Origin of the sequence: Fuscibacter oryzae (genome assembly GCF_016765795.1) — a bacterium.
Classification (GTDB): Bacteria; Pseudomonadota; Alphaproteobacteria; order Rhodobacterales; family Rhodobacteraceae; genus Fuscibacter; species Fuscibacter oryzae.
The window spans coordinates 31,800-52,780 of sequence record NZ_JAESVP010000007.1; the positions used below are offsets into that span (position 1 = coordinate 31,800).

Consider the following 20,981-nt stretch of genomic DNA (forward strand, 5'->3'; position numbering starts at 1 on the left):
AAGCGGGCGCATCCGCGAAAGTGATACGAACATGATACGAAACGAAAGGAACGGGGCATGGCGCTCAGCTTCCGTCAAAGCGAGATTCTGGAGATCACGCGCAAGGAAGGCCGCGTTGTGGTCGAGGATCTGGCCGGGCGCTTTGACGTGACCTTGCAGACCATCCGCCGCGATCTGACCGAATTGGCCGATCTGGGGTTGGTGGACCGGGTGCATGGCGGGGCGGTGCCGCGCACGGGGGCCACGAACCTTGGCTATGAACAGCGCCGCCGGATGAACGAGGATGCCAAATCCGCCATCGCCCGCGCCTGTGCCGCGGATATTCCCGAAAACTGTTCGTTGATTCTGAACCTTGGCACCACGACCGAGGCGGTCGCCCGAGAGCTTTTGCACCACAGGAACATCACTGTCATCACCAACAACATGAACGTGGCGAACATTCTGGCCGACAATCCGGGGTGCGAGGTGATGGTGGCCGGGGGCGCGCTGCGCCGGTCTGATGGCGGGTTGGTGGGCGAGTTGACCACCCAGTTCTTTGAACAGTTCAAGGTGGATTACGCGATCATCGGCGCCTCTGCTTTGGACCGGGACGGCGATTTGTTGGACTATGATTTGCAGGAAGTGCGGGTGTCAAAGGCCATTCTGCGGCAGGCGCGCAAAAGCTTTCTGGTGTGCGATCATTCCAAGTTGGACCGGCCCGCGCCCGCGCGCCTTGCCTCGCTGTCCGAACTGACGGCGCTTTATACCGATCTGCCCTTGCCGCCCGAACTGGCGCTGAAATGCGCCGAATGGGGCACGCGGGTTCAGATTGCGCCGGTCGCGGGGGGCTGATCTTCCGCTGCCCGATCCAGCAACGCCCGATCCAGCAACGCCTGCATCGCGGCGCGCGCGGCCTGCGGTTCGCCCGCCTCCAATGCGGTCATCAGGGCCAGATGTTCGGTGGCATCGCGGGGCGCGAGCCCCTGGGCCGGCGCAAGGCCCGCCGTCAGCCGCGCGCCGATGTCGATCGCCACGCCAAATTCAACCAGACCAGAGGCGGCGCGGATGAAAGGATTGGCCGACGCCTCGCAGATCACGCGGAACAGCTCGAACTCGGCCATGGCAAAGGGTTCGGGCTGGTGGCTCATCACCTGCCGCTGGGTCTGCCAATAGCGCAAAAGTCGGATGTGTTCGGCCTCTCGGTGCCGGGCCGCCAGCCCTGCCGCCTCTAACTGCAAACTGCGGCGCACGATGCCAAAGCTGTCCAGAAAGGCGGGCGAGGGGCCACTTTCCAGCACCCACAGCAGCACCTGACGGTCAAACAGGTTCCAGCGCGCCTGCGGCAGAACGCGGGTGCCCACCTTGGCCCGCGCCTCGACCAGCCCCTTCGCCTCCAGCGTCTTCAGCGCCTCGCGCAGCACGGTGCGCGACACGCCGAACCGCTCCATCATCTCGGCATCGCCGGGCAGGATCGACCCCACCGCCATGGCCCCGCCGACGATGGCCGCGCCGACCTCGTTTATGACGTAAGAATGGTAGTTTCTTGCCGCCTGCCGCCCGGAGAGCGTTCGGATAAGGCTTCCGGGTTCGCTCATCTCATGCGGTCCAAAGTCTCTTTCTGCGGCGGGGGGCGGCAGAGTGCAAAAGCCGCTGAAGCAGAATGAACATAAACAAAAGCGCCCCGATGACAATCTTGGTCCACCAACTGGACAAGGTGCCGTCAAAGACGATGTAGGTCTGCACCAGCCCTTGCAGCATCACGCCAATGAAGGTGCCCGCAACCAGCCCGTAGCCCCCCGTCAGCAGCGTGCCGCCGATCACCACGGCGGCAATCGCATCCAGTTCCACCCCCAGCGCGTTCAGCGAATACCCGGCCGAGGTGTAAAGCGAAAACACCACCCCGGCGAGGCCCGCAAGCGTTGAGGACAGCGTGTAGATCAGGATCGTGGTCCGCGCCACCGGCACCCCCATCAGCGCGGCAGAGGTTTCCGACCCGCCCAGCGCATAGACATACGACCCGAACCGGGTGCGGTGGGCAATGACGATCCCGGCGAGGAAGACCAGCAGCATCATGATGCCCACCACAGACAGCCGCCCCCCACCCGGCATCAGCAGGTAAGACTTGGATACGGTAGTATAAAAGCTGTGCTTGATGCCAATGCTGTCGGGCGACAGCACCGAGGCAGCACCCCGTGCAAGGAACATCCCGGCCAGCGTGACGATAAAGCTGGGCACCCGCAGATAATAGATCGCCGCCCCCATGCCCGCGCCGAACAGCGCCGCCACGATCAGGGCTATGGCAAAGGCCAGCAGGGGGTGCAGCCCTGCCCACATGACCAGAACCGCGATCAGCACGGTGGTGAAGCCGATCACAGCACCGACCGACAGGTCAATTCCGCCCGACAGGATGACAAAGGTCATCCCCACCGCCGCGATGCCCAAAAAGGCATTGTCGGTCAGAAAGTTCCCCAGAACGCGGGTTGAGGCCATGGCCGGGAATTGGGCCACCGCAACCATATAGGCCAGCAGGAAAATCGCGGCCGTTGCCACCAGCGGACGAAGCGAGCGGTTCATGCGCGGTCTCCTTCTTGGGCTTTGGGTGGGGCCTTCAGGTGGCGGCGCTGCAAAAGGTTGGCGGCAAAGGGCGATTGCAGCACCAGAATCAGGATGATGACGGCAGATTTGACCACCAGATTGAACTGGGGCGAAAAGCCGGAAATCAGGATGCCGGTGTTCATCGCCTGAATGATCATCGCCCCCACCACCGACATCGGAATGGAAAACCGCCCGCCCAACAGCGAGGTGCCCCCCACCACCACCGCCAGAATCGCATCCAGCTCCAGCCACAGGCCCGCGTTGTTGGCGTCGGCCCCGCGAATGTCACCCGCCACGATCAGCCCGGCCAGCGCCGCGCACAGGCCGGCAAAGGCATAAACCACCAGCAAAAGCGCGCTGGCCTTGATGCCCGCGAACCGCGCGGCAGAGCGGTTGATGCCCACCGCCTCGATCAACAATCCCAGCGCGGTGCGCCGCACCGCCAGCGTGGTCAGGATCGTCAGCGCGATCAACACCACCACTGGCGTCGGCAGACCTGCAACCGCGCCCGTGCCGATGAAAATCAGCACCGGGTCGGTAAAGGTGACAATGCTGCCCTCGGTGATCAGTTGCGCAAGGCCCCGCCCCGCCACCATCAGCACAAGGGTGGCGATGATCGGCTGAATGGACAATGTGGTCACCAAAAGGCCATTCCACAGCCCGCACAAAAGGCCCGTGGCCAAAGCCGCGGCAACCGCCAGCACGGCGGAATGGCCGCCGGTCACCATCACCGCTGCCGTGGCCCCGGCAATCGCCATCACCGCGCCAACCGACAGGTCAACGCCCTTGGTGGCGATGACCGCCGTCATGCCGATGGCCAGAATCGCCACAGGTGTGCCGCGGTTCAGCACGTCGATCAGGCTGCCGAACAGGCGGCCATCCTGCCAGGTGGTGGTGAAAAAGCCGGGAAACAGCAGCCAGTTGATCGCCAGAAGTACCAACAGCGCCAGGAATTGTGGCCGCAACAGCGCCGCCGTCACGCTGCGGTGACGCAGGGCAGGGGGCTGCGGGGCGGGGTGGATCTGGGCGGTGGGGCGGGTCATGGGGCCACCTCTGCCACTGCGGAAACCGGCAATACAGGCGTTCCGGCGATGGCCTGCACGATGCGGTCGGGCGCCACATCGGCCCCGGTCAGTTCTGCCACCATCTGGCGGTCGCGCATGACGACGACGCGGTTGGAATAGGCCACCACCTCATCCAGTTCGGAGGAGATGACGAACAGGCCCAGCCCCTCCTCTCGCAAACGGTTGATGGTGCGTACAATTTCGGCATGGGCCCCCACATCGATGCCGCGCGTGGGTTCGTCGAGGATCAGAAAACTGGGGTCAATCGCCAGCCAGCGCGCCAGAATGACCTTTTGCTGATTGCCGCCCGACAGCAATTTCACCGGCATGTCATGGTTGGCGGCACGGATATCCAGCGCATCTGCATAGCGCCCGGCAAGGTCGATCTGGTCTTCGCGGTTCAGGGCGCGGAACCAGCCCAGCTTGGCCTGCAACGCGATGATGATATTCTCGCGCACCGACAATTCGCCGAAAATACCGTCAAGCTTGCGGTCCTCGGGGCAAAAGCCGAAACCGGCCGCCACGGCCTGCGCCGGGTTGCGGATGGTTGCGGGCTTGCCATCGACCGTGATCTGGCCGCTGTCTGCGAGATCGATGCCGAACATCAGCCGCGCCATCTCGGTCCGGCCAGACCCCAACAAGCCGGCCACGCCCACCACCTCGCCCTCATGCACATCCAGCGTAAAGGGGGCGACGCTGCCCTTGCGGCCCAGACCGGCAAAGCGGACGCAAGGCGCGCCATGGGTGGCCCCGGCAAGCCCGGTCAGGTGATGATCGAACGCCACATCCTTGCCCAGCATCATGCGGACAACATCGGTGGTGTTGACCTCGGTCAGCGCGTGGGTCGCGATCTTGCGGCCATTGCGCAAGATCGTCACCCGGTCGGCCAGCGCAAAGACCTGATCCAGAAAATGGGTGATGAAGATGATGCCCAGCCCCCGCGCCTTGAGGCTGCGGATCACGTCGAACAGGCGGTCCACCTCGTTGCGGTCAAGGCTGGCGGTGGGTTCGTCCAGCACCAGCACCTTGCCCGACAGTTCGACCGCGCGGGCAATCGCGACGATCTGCTGGACCGCGACCGAGAACGAGGACAGCTCCTCGCGCACATCGATATCCAGCCCATAGGTCACCAGAATATTCCGCGCCCGCGCCTCGATTTCCTTGCGGCGCACCAGCCCCCAGCGGGTGGGCTGATGGCCCAGAAACAGGTTTTCCGCGACCGAGCGGTTTGGCAGCAGGTTGACCTCTTGGTAAACCGTGCCGATGCCGTGGCTTTGGGCGTGCAGCGGGTCGCGGAACGAAACCGGCGCGCCTTGCAGCCGCACCTCGCCGCCATCCGGGCGATAGGCGCCGGTCAATATCTTGATCAGGGTCGATTTGCCCGCGCCGTTTTCGCCCAGCAAGGCATGCACCTCGCCCGCGCGCAGGGCAAAGCTCACATCGTCCAGCGCGCGGTGCTGGCCAAAGATCTTGACGATGCCCCGCGCCTCCAGCAGCGCCTCTGCGTCTTGTGCCGTCATCGCCCGATCCCCCCGATCTTCCGGTTTCCTCCGCCCATCAGTTCACGCCGGGGCGGTTCAAAAAGCAATCCGGGGCCGGTGGTCCGGCCCCGGCGATGGGTATCAGTAGCCCAGACCCTTGCGGCGGTCATATTCGCCCTGCGGATCGTCGGCCTGGGTGAACAGCTTCGATTCCGTGATGATGGCCTTTTCCGGCGCGGTGCCGCCGTTCAGATAGGCATCCAGCGCATCAAAGGCCGGGCCTGCCATGTTGGGCGTCAGTTCAACCGTCGCATTCGCCTCGCCCGCGACCATGGCCGAGAAGATGTCCGGCACGCCGTCGATCGATACCACCAGAATGTCGCTGCCCGGTTTCAGGCCCGCATCCTTGATGGCCTGAATGGCCCCCACGGCCATATCGTCGTTATGGGCGTAAACCGCGCAAATGCCCTTGCCGCCGCCTTCAGCTTTCAGGAAGCCTTCCATCACCTCTTTGCCCTTGGCGCGGGTAAAATCGCCGGTCTGGCTGCGGATGACCTTGATATTCGCCGTGGCCCCCACCGCATCATCAAAGCCCTTCTTGCGGTTGATCGCGGGAGAGGAACCGACAGTGCCCTCCAGTTCGACCACGCTGCAATCCTTGCCAGCCACGGTATCAATCAGCCACTTGCCCGCAACAGCCCCTTCCTTGACCTGATCCGAGGCGACGCCCGTCAGGTACAGATCGGCGCTGGCATCAACGCCCCGGTCCAGCAGAACGACGGGGATATTGGCTTCCTTGGCCTCGCCCAGCACCTCATCCCAGCCGGTCGAAACGACGGGGGCGACCAGAATGGCATCGACGCCCTGGGCGATAAAGCCGCGAATGGCCTTGATCTGGTTTTCCTGTTTTTGCTGGGCATCGGCGAATTTCAGGTCGATGCCGCGCTTTTCCGCCTCGGATTTCGTGACCGAGGTTTCCGCCGCGCGCCAGCCCGATTCCGATCCGATCTGCGAAAAGCCGATGACTTTGCCGGTCAGGTCGGCATGGGCAGCCGTGGACAAAAGTGCTGCCAGCCCCGCGCCAAGCGCGAGTTTCGTGATGATAGCCATGTTTCCTCCCGTGGAAATTGGCCACGCTCCTCAACGTGGCGAGGTCAGGCTAGCAAAAGTAGTATTATATGCAAGATGGCTTTCCAGCCGCACTGCGGCGAGAAAAGCCTTGGCCGAGATATGCAAAAGCAATGGGTTGCGTCGGAGGCGTGAGCAGATCTGACCGCCGCAGCGCAGCGTCCGTATCAGTGGAATGCGCCAGGCGGGTGCTAAGGACGTCAAGGTTCGCCCGATTCGTCGGGGTGTGGTTGTCTCTTGTCCAGCACGCTGGCAATGTCGCCCGTAACAACAAAGGAGAAGCCATGGCCCCGAAATTTGGAACAAGCGGCCTGCGCGGTCTGGTGGTGGAGCTGACGGATGATCTGGTGGCCGATCATGTCCGCGCCTTTATGGCGGCATGTCCGGTGGGAACGGGGCTGTGGATCGGGCGCGATCTGCGCCCCTCATCCCCCGCGCTGGCGGCTGCGGTGGCCAAGGCGGCGCGGGCCGAAGGTGTCGCGGTCACCGATTGCGGTGCTGTGCCCACACCCGCGCTGGCCCTTGCCGCCATGCAGGCGGGGGCGGCGGCGGTGATGGTGACGGGCAGCCACATTCCGGCAGATCGCAACGGGCTGAAATTCTACCTGCCCAGCGGCGAAATTGCCAAAAGCGATGAGGCGGCGATTCTGGCAAACCTTGGCCGCCCCGCCGCAGGCAAAGCGGCAGGGATGGCCACCGACACCACGGCAGGGGCCGTGTGGGTCGCGCGCTATGTCACTGCCTTTGGCCCCGATGCCCTGCGCGGGTTGCGCATCGGCGTCTGGGCGCATAGCGCCGTCAGCCGCGATCTGCTGGGTCAGGTGCTGACGGCCCTTGGGGCCAAGGCGATAGAAGTGGGCAGGTCGGACCATTTCATCCCCGTCGATACCGAGGCTGTCGCCCCCGAGGCGCGGACCGCGATTGCGGCTTGGGTTGCTGAACACCGGCTGGATGCGCTGATCTCGACCGATGGCGATGGCGACCGGCCTTTGCTGGCCGATGCGGCGGGGCAGGTGGTGCCGGGCGATGTGCTGGGCCAGATCACGGCGGCGGCGCTGGGGGCAGGGGTGGTGGTGACCCCGGTCAGCTCGAACAGCGGGGCCGAGGCGTCGAGGCATTTTGCCCGCGTTGATCGCACGAAAATCGGCTCTCCTTTCGTGATTGCCGGAATGGCGGCGGCGGGGGGGCGCGTGGTCGGATACGAGGCGAACGGCGGCTTTTTGCTGGGCTTTGCCGCGCAGGGGCCAGCCGGTCTGCTGCCGCCCCTTGCCACACGCGACAGCCTGCTGCCCCTGATCGCCACCCTGACCGAAGCGCGCCGCGCGGGCGGTGTTGCGGCCCGCGTGGCACAGGAACCGGCACGTTTTACCGCCGCCGACCGGCTGGAAAACACCCCGACCGAAGCGGCGGCGGCCCTGCTGGCGCGGTTGATCGGCAGCCCGCCCGACCTTGCCGCCCTGCTGGCCTGGCTGGAGGAACGCGCGGTGGCGACCGACCTGACCGATGGTTTGCGGGTTACGCTGGCCTCTGGCCGGGTGTTGCATCTGCGCCCGTCGGGCAATGCGCCAGAGTTCCGCATCTATGCCGAGGCTGAAACCTCCGCCGCCGCGCAGGGCCTGATGGGGCGGGCCTTTGCGCTTTTGGCGGCAGAGTTTCCGCCAGACCCTGCCTGAACCTCTTGCCCCGACGGGCAAATCTGGCACAAGCTGGCCCCGACATTTTGGGATGAGAATAATGATTACTCCGGTTCTGTTGTGTGGTGGTTCGGGCACCCGGCTGTGGCCTCTGTCGCGGAAAAGCTATCCCAAGCAGTTCGTGCATCTGACGGGCGCGGACAGCCTGTTTGTCGCCTCTGCCCGCAGGCTTTCGGGCGCGGGCTTTGCGCCGCCGGTCGTCGTCACCGGCTCTGATTTCCGCTTTATCGTGACCGAGCAATTGCTGGAGGCCGGGGTAGATCCCGGTGCCATCCTGATCGAGCCGGAGGGGCGCAACACCGCCCCCGCCGTGCTGGCCGCCACCCTGCGCATCGCCGCAAGCGACCCCGATGCGCTGATCCTTGTTGCGCCGTCGGATCATGCCATCGACAACCCGGATGCCTTTTGCGCCGCTGTGCAGCGCGGCGTGCCCGCGGCGCAGGCGGGGCAGATTGTCACCTTTGGCATCGCGCCGACCCATGCCGAAACCGGCTATGGCTGGCTGGAACTGGCCAGCCCGGCGGCGGCAGACCCGGTGGCGCTGCGCCGCTTTGTCGAAAAGCCCGATGCTGCGCGCGCGCAGGACATGTTGCAGGCCGGAACCTATTTGTGGAACGCCGGGATCTTCCTGTTCAGCGCGAAAACCATGCTGGCGGCGTTTCAGGCCCATGCGCCCGAGATGCTGATACCAATTAAGCAATCGATTGAACTGGCCCGTGCCGACCTTGGCTTTTTGCGGCTGGACGCCGGGGCCTGGGCCAAGGCACCGTCAATCTCGGTCGATTATGCGGTGATGGAGCGGGCAGCGAACCTGTCGGTCGTGGCCTTTGCCGAGGGCTGGAATGATCTGGGCGGCTGGGATGCGGTGGCGCGTGAAATGGGGGCGGATGCCAATGGCGTCAGCACTTCTGGCGCGGTGACGGCGATCGATTGCGCCGATACGCTGCTGCGGTCGGACAGCGACGGGGTAGAGCTGGTTGGCATCGGGCTGAAGAACATCGTCGCCGTGGCGATGAATGACGCGGTTCTGGTCGCCGACCGCAGCCGCGCGCAGGATGTAAAACGTGCGGTCGAGGTGCTGCGCGCCAAGGGTGCCAAACAGGCCGAGGCTTTTCCGCGCGATCACCGTCCCTGGGGCTGGTTTGAAACGCTGGCCCTTGCCGACCGCTTTCAGGTCAAGCGCATCGTGGTGCATCCCGGCGCATCTTTGTCGCTGCAAAGCCATTTCCACCGCTCCGAACACTGGATCGTGGTATCCGGCACTGCGCGGGTGACGATTGATGACACGGTGCAGGTGCTGGGTGAAAACCAGTCGGTCTATATTCCGCTGGGGGCCAAGCATCGGATGGAAAACCCCGGCCGCGTGCCGATGGTTCTGATCGAGGTGCAGACCGGCAGTTACCTGGGCGAAGATGACATCGTGCGCTATGATGACATCTATGCGCGCGGGCAGGGGGCCAAGGGCTGATCCCAGCCGTGGATCAGTCCTGCACGGGCCGATAGCCGCCGTGCCAATAGGTCAGCGCGCCGACGCCTGCGGTGATGCGGGTGGCGCGGACATGGCCCACAACGATGGTATGGGTGGCCTTGTCGATCATGTCTTCCACCTCGCAGTCAAAGGCGGCGGCGGCCCCGTTCAGCAGGCGCGCCCCGGTAACGGCGGTTTCCCATTCGGCCCCGTCATAGCGCGCCGGTCCCTGCGCGCCGGTGCGGCCAGAAAACCGCTCTGCCACCGCCTGTTGTGCGGCACCCAGCGACGACAGGCCAAAGAACGGATAGCGCGTCAGCAACGGATGGGCCGAGGAACTGCGATTGATGCAGACCAGCACCATCGGCGGTTCGGCCGACAGCGATACGGCAGAGGTGACCACAAGACCATTCGCCTCATCCCCCTGACCTACCGTCAGAATGGCGCAATTCCCGACAATGGCCCGCATGGCCGCGCGGAATGTGTCGGGGGTCAGATCCTTCATGCTGTCTCCATCGGGTCGCATCGCCCTGCAAATAGGGCAATCGGCGGCAATCGTCACCACCCCCTTGCCGGAAAATCGTGGCGATGGTGGACCGAAATGGCGGCAACCGCTATCAGATAGGCAAACCCGGAGGACCAATGCCCCAGCCAACCGATCTGATCGCGCTGTTTCAATCACAACTGACCGAGCCGTTTCGCATCGGCCTGTTGATCGCCCTGTTCATCACCATGCTGCGCACCCGCGCCAACACCGGCATCTGGACGCCGCTGGCCATCGGGGCGGTGTTCGTGGCCGTGGTCATCCCGGTCACGCGGGTATCGGGCGCCCCCAAGGCCCCGATGCCGACCGAGATCGGCGTGGGCATTCTGGCCAACATCGTGTTGCTGGCGGTTGTGCTGGGCGTCTGGACGCTGTGGCAGCGCCTGCGCCGCTGAAAATGAAACGGGCCGGGGTGTCGCCACCCCGGCCCGATCCTGTGCGTGTCTTCGGCCTTATTCGGCGAAGATGTTTTTCTTGTGGGTGTCGCCCGGCACAAAGATCGTGCCGATCACAACGGTCATCATGGCGATGACGATGGCATACCACAGACCGGAATAGATGTTGCCGGTCTGGGCAGAGATCGCCAGCGCCGTCGCGGGCAGCAGGCCCCCGAACCAGCCGTTGCCGATGTGGTAGGGCAGCGACATGCCGGAATAGCGGATGCGGGTCGGGAACAGCTCAACCAGCATGGCCGCAATCGGGCCGTATACCATCGTCACCAGGATGATCAGATAGGTGAGGATCGCGATGATCGTCAGCTTCTGGCCGGAGAAGATGTCAAGGAAGTTCGCAGCCTTGGCAATGCCTTCGGCCTTGTCCACTGCAACCGGGTAACCCGCAGCGGCCAGCGCGTCGGCCAAGCCTTTTTCAAAGCCGGTCTTCACGCCATTGGCGCTGTCAAGCGCGGCTTGCGCCGCATCGGTGGCAGCCTGATCGGTGCCCGCCTTGGCGGTTTCCAGCGCGGCCTTGGCTTCGGCAATCGCCTTGGCATTGGCACCTGCGTCATAAGACGACACAACCGTTTCACCGACCTTGACGCTGGCGATGGTGCCAGCTGGGGCGGCCACGGTTTCGGAATTGGCCGAAGCCTTGTTCAGCGCGGCCTTCAGCACGTCGCAGCTGTGCGTGAACTTCGCGGTGCCCACCGGGTTGAACTGGAACGAGCAGTCGGCCGGATCGGCGGTCACGACGATCTGGGTCTGTTGCGCGGCATAAAGGGCCGGGTTCGCGGTCTTGGTCAGGAAGTGGAAGACCGGGAAGTAGGTGATTGCCGCAATCAGGCAACCGGCCAGGATGATCGGCTTGCGGCCGATGCGGTCCGACAGGCGGCCGAAGAAGATGAAGCCATAGGTGCCCAGGATCAGCGACCACGCCACGAAGACGTTGGCCGAAAAGCTGTCAACCTTGACGACGGATTGCAGGAAGAACAGGGCGTAGAATTGGCCCGAATACCAGACGACGGCTTGACCCGCAGTCAGACCCAGCAGGGCGATGACGGCGAATTTGGCGTTTTTCCACTGACCGAAGGCTTCGCGCAGCGGCGCTTTCGAGGCGGCACCCTCTTCCTTCATCTTCTTGAAGGCGGGGGATTCGTTCATCGTCACGCGGATATAGAGCGAGATCAGCAGCAGGAAGATCGACCCCAGGAACGGGATGCGCCAGCCCCAGGCTTTCCACGGCTCCAGCATTACCTGTTCGCCGGTCTTGGCATCCAAAAGCGCCGCACCGTCCAGGCCGAATTGCGGCACGGTCGGGTAATGGCCGTTGATGTAGCCTTGGCACAGCAGAATGATCACCAGCGACAGCAGCAGACCCAGGGTCGCCGTGGTCTGGATGAACGAAGTGAAATAGCCGCGCTGATTTTGCGGCGCGTGTTCGGCCACATAGGTCGCCGCCCCGCCGTATTCGCCACCAAGGGCAAGACCCTGCAACATGCGCAGGCCGATCAGGATAAACGGGGCAGCAATGCCCCAGCTTTGATAGCCGGGCAGCAGGCCCACGAGGAAGGTGGACAGACCCATGATCAGGATGGTCGCAAGGAAGGTATACTTGCGACCGATCAGATCCCCCAGCGAGCCAAAGACCAGCGCGCCGAACGGACGCACCAGAAAGCCCGCGGCAAAGGCCAGCAGCGCAAAGATGTTGCGGGTGGCTTCGGGGAAGGGGGTGAAGAACTGTGCCCCGATGATCGCGGCAAGCGAGCCGTAAAGGTAGAAGTCATACCATTCGAAAACGGTGCCGGCAGAGGAGGCGATAATGACCTTCCTCTCTTCCGCCGTCATGGGACGCGAGCGGGTGCTGGCGTCGGGTGCAGTATATGCCATGTGGCCTCCTCCATGTTTCCGGCTTGTCGCCGGGACTGTCACGATCAGCGTCTGTGCGGGCAAACCTCGGCTGTTCCCGGCCAAGCGGACGGGTTCGGCAGCGTGCCGTTCTGGCTGATCTCTCTCCCTTCCTCCACGCCCGGCCCTCCTGCCGGACGCAGCCGTCCCTCAGGCTGAAACGCCCATCACGATGCGGCCAAGCGTGCTGCGAACCGCGCCGATGTCTGCCATCGCGTCGATCCGTTCCAACACGCCCTTGCCGTCGTAATAGGCGATCAGGGGTGCCGTCTGGGCGTGATAGGCCTTGAGCCTTTCGCGCACCGTTTCGGCATTGTCGTCGGCCCGGCGCTTGAAGTCCGAGCCGCCGCATTTGTCGCAAGTGCCTGCATGGGCAGGTTGCTTGAACTGGTCGTGATAGCCTTCGCCACAGGTGCCGCAGGTAAAGCGGCCCGAAACCCGGCCCACCATCGCCTCGTCATCAACCTCAAGGCTGATGGCCGCTGTCACCTTCTGACCCTTGGCAGCCAGCAGGCTGTCCAGTGCGGCGGCCTGGCCTGCGGTACGAGGAAAACCGTCAAGGATGATGCCCTTGGCGGTATCAGGCTGGGCCATGCGGTCGCGCAGGATCGCCAGCACGATGTCATCGGACACCAGACCACCCGCCGCCATCACAGCCTTGGCAGCACTGCCCGCCTCGGTGCCCTGTGCCACCGCCGCGCGCAGCATGTCGCCGGTCGAAAGCTGGATCAGACCGAAGTCCTCTTCCAGCATCCGGGCCTGCGTGCCTTTGCCGGCACCGGGTGGGCCAAGAAGGATCAGGACGGGGGCGGGGGATGCCATGGATCAGACCCTGTTCATGCGGTTGGCGATCAGGTCTTCGACCACCGAAGGATCGGCCAGCGTCGAGGTGTCGCCCAGGGCACCAAAGTCATTCTCGGCGATCTTGCGCAGGATGCGGCGCATGATCTTGCCCGAACGGGTTTTCGGCAGGCCGGGGGCCCATTGGATCAGATCGGGCTTGGCGATGGGGCCGATTTCGGTGCGGACCCAAGCCTCCAGTTCTTTGCGCAGGGCGTCGGTCGGCTCTTCGCCCTTCATCAGGGTGACATAGGCATAGATGCCCTGGCCCTTGATGTCGTGCGGATAACCCACCACCGCGCTTTCGGCGACCTTGGGATGCGCGACCAGCGCGGATTCCACCTCTGCCGTGCCCATCCGGTGGCCCGAGACGTTGATCACGTCATCAACGCGACCCGTGATCCAGTAATAGCCGTCCGCATCGCGGCGGCAGCCGTCGCCCGTGAAATAGTAACCCTTGTATTGCTGGAAATAGGTTTCCTGAAACCGCTCATGGTCGCCCCAGACGGTGCGCATCTGGCCGGGCCAGCTATCGGCGATGCACAGAACGCCTTCGGTTTCGGTCTCTTCCATTACCGCCGCTGAAGCGGCATCCAGCACCACGGGCTTCACACCAAAAAACGGCTTGGTGGCCGAACCGGGCTTGGTCGGGATCGCGCCGGGCAGGGGTGTCAGCATGTGGCCGCCGGTTTCGGTCTGCCAGAAGGTATCGACGATCGGGCATTTCCCTTTGCCGACATGGGTGTTGTACCAGTTCCACGCCTCGGGGTTGATCGGCTCGCCGACCGATCCCAGCAGCTTCAGGCTGGAAAGGTCGTGCTTTTCCACCCATTCCGGCCCCAGCCCCATCAGGCTGCGAATGGCGGTCGGGGCGGTGTAGAACTGCGTCACCTTGTGCTTGGCGATCACTTCCCAGAACCGGCCCGCATCGGGGAAGGTCGGCACGCCTTCGAACATGATCGTGGTCGCGCCATTGGCCAAGGGACCATAGACGATATAGCTGTGGCCAGTGACCCAGCCGACATCGGCGGTACACCAGAATACATCGCCGTCATGGTAATCGAAGGTGATCTGGTGGGTCATCGCGGCATAGACCAGATAGCCGCCCGAGGTATGCACCACCCCCTTCGGCTTGCCGGTGGAACCCGAGGTGTAAAGGATAAACAGCGGGTCTTCGGCGCCAACTTCTGTATAGGCGCAATAGGGTTTGGCATCGGCCATTGCCGCGGTCAGGTCAATGTCGCGGCCATCGACCCAGGTGGTCTGATCGCCGGTGTGCTTGACCACCAGACATTTCACCTTGTCGCTGCAGTGCAGAAGGGCGGCATCGGTGTTGGCCTTCAGCGCCGTCTTCTTGCCGCCGCGCGGGGCGAAATCGGCTGTGATCACCACCTGCGCCTCGGAATCGTTGATCCGGTTGGCCAAGGCATCAGGGGAAAAGCCGCCGAACACGATGGAATGGATCGCCCCGATCCGGGCGCAGGCCAGCATGGCATAGGCCGCTTCCGGGATCATCGGCAGATACAGAACAACCCGGTCGCCCTTTTTCACGCCCTGTGCCTTCAGCACATTGGCCATGCGGCAGGTCTGCTCCAGCAATTCGCGATAGGTGATGTGGCGGGCCGGAGTTTTGGGATCATCGGGTTCCCAGATGATCGCGGTCTGGTCGGCGCGGGTGATCATATGGCGGTCGATGCAGTTGGCAGACACGTTCAGCGTGCCATCCTCGAACCATTTGATGTCAACTTCGCCAAAGTTGAAATTGGTGTTCTTGACTTTGGTATAGGGCTTGATCCAGTCGATCCGCTGGCCTTCACGGCCCCAGAAGGCATCGGGTGTCTCGACCGAGTCCTTGTACATCACCGCATAGCGCGCGCCATCAACATGGGCGTTTTCGGCAAACTCTGGTGATGGCGGGTAAACACCGAAAACGGAACCGTCTGACATGCAATCCTCCCTGAATTCTTCGGCCCCCGCTCCCCCGGAAACCGGAATCGTGGCACCAAACAGGCAAGGCCGCGATCTTGCCGCCAGTAAGCGAAGGGGGGGTGGCCCTGTCCAGAGGTTTCTTTGTCAATTCGTTTACAAACCGATTTTTTTCTGAAAAGTAATTATCGATTTTCAGTTAAGATATTGAAATATATGTTATGTGTAAAACACATTCCCGTGTGACGTGCGTGAGGTCTTTCGGTCTTTACACCTGTAAATCCAGATGCCCTTTCCGTAGGGGCAGATAGGTGCGCCTCTTGCCTGATGATGCCGGATTGGCACAGTTTCGGGCAGATTGTGGCGTCTTTGCCTCTTTTGCCATGTTTTGGCCCCAATTCCCCCGCTAGGCTGAGATTGAGCAGAAACGATCGGACCCAGGCAAAGACCAGGGCCGACATCAGACAGGCAGATCCGTGGCGACCATCAATGGGACCAGCGGCAATGACTCGCTGACGTCTGGCAGTGCGGCGGATACGCTGAACGGCCTTGCGGGCGATGACAGCCTTTATGGCGGCGGCGGGGCCGACCGGCTGAATGGCGGCGACGGCAACGACCTGCTGCAAGGCGGGGCGGGGATTGATACGCTTGATGGCGGCGCGGGTATCGATACCGCCGATTATTCGACCTCTACGGCTGCGGTAAACGTCACTGTCAATGGCGTGATCGGCATTGGCGGCGATGCAACCGGTGACAGCCTGACCGGAATCGAGAACCTGCTCGGCTCGATCTACAATGACACGCTGACCGGCGACGGCGGCGATAACGAGCTGTGGGGCGGCACCGGCAATGACAGCCTGACCGGCAATGCCGGGGCAGATACCCTGTGGGGCGGCGCGGGCGTTGATCGGCTATATGGTGGCAATGACAACGATGTTCTGATCGGCGGCACGGGTGCAGACAGCCTGTTCGGCGGATCGGGCACCGATACGGCGGATTATAGCGATGCCACATCGGGCGTCGCGGCCAGCCTTACCTCTGGCACCGGCACGGTGGGCGATGCCTCTGGCGACACGTTCAGCCAGATTGAGAACCTGACCGGCTCTGCCTTTAATGACACGCTGACTGGCGATGCCAACGCCAACCTGCTGACAGGCGGCGGCGGAAGCGACTCGCTGGTTGGTGGGGCCGGAGCCGATACGTTGGACGGCGGCGATGGCAACGACACGCTGTCGGGCGGTGCCGGATCGGACCTGCTGTATGGCGGTGACGGGTTCGACATTCTTGACTATTCCACCTCGACATCCGGGGTTTCGGTCAATCTGGCGACAGGCACCGTCAGCTCTGGCGATGCGGCGGGCGATACGATCCTGGGGTTCGAGGGGATCATCGGCTCTGGCAGCCAAGACACGCTGATCGGGGACAGTGCTGCAAACGCGCTTTATGGCGGCGCGGGCAATGACTCGTTCGTGGGCGGCGGTGGGGCGGACAGTTTCTATGGCGGGACCGGCAACGATACGGTTGATTTCAGCGCCGAGACCGCTGCCGTTACGGTTGACCTGACCGCAGGCACCACAGGCGGGGCGGCGGCCAATGATGTGCTGTCGGCGGTCGAGGCGCTGGTCGGCTCCAATTATGACGACAGCCTGACCGGCGACGCCAACGCCAACACCCTGACGGGCGGTGCAGGCAATGACACGCTGTCAGGTGCCGCGGGGGCCGATAGCCTTTATGGCGGCGACGGTGATGACCGGCTGACCGGCGGCAGCGGGGCAGACCTGCTGTCGGGCGGCGCGGGCACCGACTGGGCGCTTTACACCGGATCGACCGCTGGCGTGAACGTCACGCTGGGGGGGGGCGGGTCGGGTGGGGATGCGGCAGGCGATACGCTGACCGGGATCGAGAACCTGGAAGGCTCTGCCTTCAACGACACGCTGACCGGCGACGCGGGCAACAACTATATCATTGGCGGCGCGGGCCGCGATTCCATCACCTCTGGTGCGGGCGACGACACGCTTCAGGGCGGCGCGGGCGCGGATACGCTGACCGGCGGCGAGGGGATGGATTTTCTCGACTATTCAACCTCTTCAGCAGCAGTATCTGTCAACCTCGCGACCAACACCGCCTCTGGTGGCGATGCGACGGGCGATGTGTTGCAGGGCGTCGATGGCATCATCGGGTCGGCTTTTGATGACACGCTGATCGGCTTTGATAATCAGGGGTTGGTGGGCGACGTTTACACCAACATCTTCTACGGCGGCGCTGGCAACGACTCGATGGATCTCGGCGGTGGCAACGACATCGCCTATGGCGGGGCCGACAACGACACCATTCTGGCCGGAAGCGGAGATGACTATGCGACCGGTGATCAGGGCAACGACCAGATTTTCGGCGGCGACGGCAACGATACCGCAAGCGGCGGTACAGGTAATGACACGCTGGATGGTGGCCTTGGCAATGACAGCCTGTCGGGAGACGAGGGCAACGACAGCCTGTTGGGTGGCGACGGGAATGACAGCCTGTCGGGCGGTACTGGGGACGATTCCCTTTACGGCGGTACCGGGAACGATCTGGCCTATGGTGGTGACGGCAACGACCAGCTTTTCGGCGGCACGGGCAATGACTCGTTGGATGGTGGCCTTGGCAATGACAGCCTGTCGGGAGACGAGGGCAACGACAGCCTGTTGGGTGGCGATGGGAATGACAGCCTGTCGGGCGGTACGGGGGACGATTCCCTTTACGGCGGTACCGGGAACGATCTGGCCTATGGTGGAGATGGCAACGACCAGCTTTTCGGCGGCGATGGCAACGATACCGCAAGCGGCGGGATCGGCAATGACTTGCTTGATGGCGGCCTTGGCAATGACAGCCTGTCGGGCGATGAGGGCAATGACAGCCTGTTGGGCGGTACGGGGGACGATTCCCTTTACGGTGGTGCCGGCAACGATCTGACCTATGGCGGTGACGGCAACGACCAGCTTTTCGGCGGCGACGGCGATGACACAGCCACTGGCGGGATCGGCAACGACACGCTGGATGGTGGCCTTGGCAACGACAGTCTGTCGGGAGACGAGGGCAACGACAGCCTGTCAGGCGGTGACGGCAATGACAGTCTGTCGGGCGGAACCGGCGATGACACGCTGTCTGGCGGCGCGGGCAATGACAACGCCTCGGGTGGTGACGGCAACGACCTTATCTATGGCGGTGACGGCAACGATACGGCCACCGGCGGGATCGGCAATGACTCGCTGTTTGGTGGCGCTGGCAATGACAGTCTGTCGGGCGACGAGGGCGACGACAGCCTTGATGGTGGGCAGGGAAATGACAACCTGTCGGGCGGCGTTGGCAATGACTCGCTTTTTGGCGGCGCCGGCAATGACCAGCTTTACGGCGGCGATGGCAACGATGTCCTGTCGGGTGGCGACGGGTTTGACTATATTAATGGTGGCATCGGCAATGATACTGTCTCGGGCAGTATCAACGATACGATTGACGGCGGCGGCGGTATCGACATTCTCGACCTGCGCGGTCAGGTCAATTATCACATCGTCCGTGATCCGCTGAACCCGCTGAATGGTGTTGTCAACTATTACGACACGCTGGGCAACCTGATCGGCAACCTGTCCTTCAGCAATATCGAGGGGATCGTCACCTGCTTTACCCCCGGCACGCTGATTGACACCGCTTATGGCTTGCGCGCCATAGAACGGCTGCGTGTCGGTGATCTGGTGCATACCCGCGACGGCGGTTTGCAACCCATCCGCTGGATCGGGCGCAAGGAATTGTCGGGCGCAGAGTTGCGCGGCAACCCGGCGCTTCAGCCGGTGCTGATCCGCAAGAATGCGCTTGGCCCGAACCTGCCCGACCGCGACATGATGGTATCGCGTCAACACCGCATGCTGATCGAGGGGCCGCGCGTCGGCCTGATGTTCGAAGAAGACGAGGTTTTCGTCCGCGCCCTGCATCTTGCGGGTCTGCCGGGCGTGCTGCCCGCGATGGTTGCTGATGTGACCTATATCCACCTGATGTTCGACCGGCATGAGGTGATCCTGGCCGACAACGCCTGGAGCGAGAGCTTCCAGCCCGGAGAGCGGGCGATCGGCGGGCTGGAGGATGAGGCGGCGGAAGAGCTGTTCGCGGTGTTCGGCCAGATGCCACAGGATATCAAGCTGGATCGTTACCGCGATGCCCGTCTGACCCTGAAGGCGCATGAGGCGCGGGCGCTGCTGATGGTGCCTGCCGTCGCGCCGGGCCGGATTGCCGCCGCCTGACAGGCGGCTGAAAACGGCGGGCTGAAAACGGGTAACGCCCCCCGCCCCGCAAAACCGGGAAGGAGGGCGCGTTTGGTCCAGCGCTTATGCGGCGCGGGCTGCCATGCTTGCCATGTCTTGTTCCTTCACCCGCTGCACCGAGGCGCGGGACTGGCACCGCGCCACCCAGTCGCGGATCAGCGGATCATCGGGCATCGACGGCGGGAAGAACGCATAGGGCGTGTGGCACAGCACGTCGGCGGCCGAAAACTCTTCCCCCAAAAGCCAGGGCCCCTTGGCCAGCGCGGTGTGCAGCCGTGCATTGATTTCAGCAACACCGCGCAGGCTGGACCATACGGCAGGCACCTCGGCCTTGGACCAGTCGAGGATCAGCACAGGCTCCATCACGCTGCCATACCAGGCCAGCCAGGTGAGCAACGCGCCGCGCTGTGCATCGCCGGGGCGGGGGGCAAGGCCGGTCTGGGGAAACAGCTCCAGCAGATAAAGCATGATGGCGCCGCGCTCGGTAATGACGGTGCCATCATGCACAAGGCAGGGCACCTTGCCTTCGGGATGGGGGTTGGCCGGATCGCGGGCGCCGGAACCGTCCTGACGAACGATATCGGTGATCTGCACGGTGATCTTGTCGGCGATGCCCATCTCTTCGATCAAAAGCATGATCGCCGAAGACCGGCTTTGCGGGGCGTGGAACAGGGTCAGCATCTGTCTCTCCTTGCGTTGCTGCATGGGGGGACTATGCTGCATGGCTCCTGACAGTTTCCGGCAGTATCCCATGGCCCGCGCCGACCGATTGTTTCGCCTGCTGACTGCGCTGCGGATGTTGCCGCAGCCGGTGACTGCGCAAAGGCTGGCCGAAGAAACCGGTGTCAGCCCGCGCACCCTTTACCGCGACATTGACGCGTTGCGCGCCGGGGGCGCGCTGATCGATGGCGCGGCGGGCGTGGGCTATACCCTGACCGAAGACCCGGCCCTGCCGCCGCAGATGTTCACACGGCTGGAGGTCGAGGCGCTGGTTCTGGGGCTGGCAGAGGTGCGTCAGGCCGGGGATGCCGCTATGGCCAAGGCGGCCGATGCGGCCATGGCCAAGATCATCGCCACCCTGCCCGAACGGGTGCAGCGGCAGGCCATCCATGCCGTCAGCCGGACCTACCGGCTGAACCGCCGTCCGCCCGCGCCTGAACATCTGGCCGTGGTCCGGCAGGCGTGCTGGGACGAAGAAGTTTTGCAGATGCACTATACCGACAAAGGCGGAGAGGTAACGCAGCGCGAGATCTGGCCCCTGTCAATCGTCTGGTTCGACCGGGCGTTGATGGTGCTGGCCTGGTGCTGCCTGCGCCAGGACTTTCGCCGGTTCCACCTGGATCAGATGGCCGGTGTGGTGGCGACGGGCGCGCATTTCCGCCCCCGCCGGGTGCCTTTGCTGCGCGAGTTCATCGCGCGGATCAAGGATCAGGCGGCGACAGGATAGCCAGTCAAGTGCTGGGTTCCGGTCGAGATCGTCACCCGCCCATCGTCAAGCCGCTGCACCAGCAGCCCCTGCGCCAGTATCCGCCCCGCGATCCTGATGGTCTTCAACATCGTCTTTCCCTTTCCGCATATGACCTTGCCAAGTCATTAACCCGCTGGAAAGGCCTGTGTTTCAAGCAGAA

At 63.6% G+C, this 20,981-nt stretch carries 17 protein-coding genes; 6 read left to right on the forward strand and 11 right to left on the reverse strand.

The window, feature by feature from the left end; genetic code table 11:
• Nucleotides 1-57: 57 nt before the first annotated feature.
• The gene (locus JI744_RS14065) at nt 58-831 is read left to right on the forward strand and encodes a DeoR/GlpR family DNA-binding transcription regulator (RefSeq protein WP_202661772.1); all 774 of its coding nucleotides are present in this window, start codon (nt 58-60) and stop codon (nt 829-831) included.
• Here the strand turns inward: JI744_RS14065 and JI744_RS14070 are convergent.
• From JI744_RS14070 to ytfQ, 5 genes are all read right to left on the reverse strand, one after another.
• Nucleotides 804-1,574, reverse strand: a complete 771-nt coding sequence (locus JI744_RS14070; RefSeq protein WP_202661773.1) for a FadR/GntR family transcriptional regulator — start codon at nt 1,572-1,574, stop codon at nt 804-806. The genes JI744_RS14065 and JI744_RS14070 overlap by 28 nt on opposite strands.
• 1 nt (nt 1,575) lies before the next feature.
• On the reverse strand, nt 1,576-2,553 hold the full coding sequence (yjfF, locus tag JI744_RS14075; protein ID WP_202661774.1) for a galactofuranose ABC transporter, permease protein YjfF: 978 nt from the start codon (nt 2,551-2,553) through the stop codon (nt 1,576-1,578).
• Nucleotides 2,550-3,617 carry an ABC transporter permease gene (locus JI744_RS14080; protein ID WP_202661775.1) on the reverse strand — a complete coding sequence of 356 codons (1,068 nt, stop codon included), beginning with the start codon at nt 3,615-3,617 and terminating at the stop codon, nt 2,550-2,552. The genes yjfF and JI744_RS14080 overlap by 4 nt, the downstream gene beginning before the upstream one ends.
• The gene (locus tag JI744_RS14085) at nt 3,614-5,158 is read right to left on the reverse strand and encodes a sugar ABC transporter ATP-binding protein (RefSeq protein WP_202661776.1); all 1,545 of its coding nucleotides are present in this window, start codon (nt 5,156-5,158) and stop codon (nt 3,614-3,616) included. Before JI744_RS14085 ends, JI744_RS14080 begins: the two co-directional genes overlap by 4 nt.
• 102 nt (nt 5,159-5,260) lie before the next feature.
• Nucleotides 5,261-6,229, reverse strand: a complete 969-nt coding sequence (ytfQ, locus tag JI744_RS14090; protein WP_202661777.1) for a galactofuranose ABC transporter, galactofuranose-binding protein YtfQ — start codon at nt 6,227-6,229, stop codon at nt 5,261-5,263.
• Nucleotides 6,230-6,531: 302 nt separating this feature from the next.
• On the opposite strand from ytfQ, the gene JI744_RS14095 reads away from it, so the two are divergent.
• Together JI744_RS14095 and JI744_RS14100 are read left to right on the forward strand one after the other, a co-directional pair.
• On the forward strand, nt 6,532-7,920 hold the full coding sequence (locus tag JI744_RS14095; protein WP_202661778.1) for a phosphohexomutase domain-containing protein: 1,389 nt from the start codon (nt 6,532-6,534) through the stop codon (nt 7,918-7,920).
• A gap of 61 nt (nt 7,921-7,981) precedes the next feature.
• Entirely contained in the window at nt 7,982-9,409 is a 1,428-nt protein-coding gene (locus tag JI744_RS14100) for a mannose-1-phosphate guanylyltransferase/mannose-6-phosphate isomerase (protein ID WP_202661779.1), read from the forward strand.
• Between the two features lie 13 nt (nt 9,410-9,422).
• Here JI744_RS14100 and JI744_RS14105 read toward each other — a convergent pair whose 3' ends face one another.
• Entirely contained in the window at nt 9,423-9,914 is a 492-nt protein-coding gene (locus JI744_RS14105; RefSeq protein WP_202661780.1) for a flavin reductase family protein, read from the reverse strand.
• 137 nt (nt 9,915-10,051) lie between these two features.
• On the opposite strand from JI744_RS14105, the gene JI744_RS14110 reads away from it, so the two are divergent.
• Nucleotides 10,052-10,348 carry a hypothetical protein gene (locus JI744_RS14110; protein WP_202661781.1) on the forward strand — a complete coding sequence of 99 codons (297 nt, stop codon included), beginning with the start codon at nt 10,052-10,054 and terminating at the stop codon, nt 10,346-10,348.
• Between the two features lie 57 nt (nt 10,349-10,405).
• On the opposite strand, the gene JI744_RS14115 is transcribed toward JI744_RS14110, so the two are convergent.
• The 3 genes from JI744_RS14115 to acs all read right to left on the reverse strand — a co-directional run bounded on the left by JI744_RS14115 (nt 10,406) and on the right by acs (nt 15,082).
• Nucleotides 10,406-12,277: an MFS transporter gene (locus tag JI744_RS14115; RefSeq protein ID WP_202661782.1), complete on the reverse strand. Its 1,872-nt coding sequence runs from the start codon at nt 12,275-12,277 to the stop codon at nt 10,406-10,408.
• 168 nt (nt 12,278-12,445) lie between these two features.
• Nucleotides 12,446-13,117 carry an adenylate kinase gene (locus tag JI744_RS14120; protein WP_202661783.1) on the reverse strand — a complete coding sequence of 224 codons (672 nt, stop codon included), beginning with the start codon at nt 13,115-13,117 and terminating at the stop codon, nt 12,446-12,448.
• A gap of 3 nt (nt 13,118-13,120) precedes the next feature.
• The gene (acs, locus tag JI744_RS14125) at nt 13,121-15,082 is read right to left on the reverse strand and encodes an acetate--CoA ligase (RefSeq protein ID WP_202661784.1); all 1,962 of its coding nucleotides are present in this window, start codon (nt 15,080-15,082) and stop codon (nt 13,121-13,123) included.
• A 455-nt stretch (nt 15,083-15,537) separates the two neighbouring features.
• Between acs and JI744_RS19345 the strand changes: the two genes are divergently transcribed.
• The gene (locus JI744_RS19345; protein ID WP_202661785.1) at nt 15,538-19,332 is read left to right on the forward strand and encodes a Hint domain-containing protein; all 3,795 of its coding nucleotides are present in this window, start codon (nt 15,538-15,540) and stop codon (nt 19,330-19,332) included.
• Between the two features lie 84 nt (nt 19,333-19,416).
• Here JI744_RS19345 and JI744_RS14135 read toward each other — a convergent pair whose 3' ends face one another.
• Nucleotides 19,417-20,034, reverse strand: coding sequence for a glutathione S-transferase family protein (locus JI744_RS14135; RefSeq protein WP_202661786.1), 618 nt, complete (start codon nt 20,032-20,034; stop codon nt 19,417-19,419).
• A gap of 70 nt (nt 20,035-20,104) precedes the next feature.
• On the opposite strand from JI744_RS14135, the gene JI744_RS14140 reads away from it, so the two are divergent.
• On the forward strand, nt 20,105-20,800 hold the full coding sequence (locus JI744_RS14140) for a helix-turn-helix transcriptional regulator (RefSeq protein WP_202661787.1): 696 nt from the start codon (nt 20,105-20,107) through the stop codon (nt 20,798-20,800).
• Here the strand turns inward: JI744_RS14140 and JI744_RS19270 are convergent.
• Complete coding sequence (locus tag JI744_RS19270) at nt 20,782-20,910, reverse strand: hypothetical protein (protein ID WP_268885804.1); 129 nt, start codon at nt 20,908-20,910, stop codon at nt 20,782-20,784. The genes JI744_RS14140 and JI744_RS19270 overlap by 19 nt on opposite strands.
• Nucleotides 20,911-20,981: the final 71 nt, after the last annotated feature.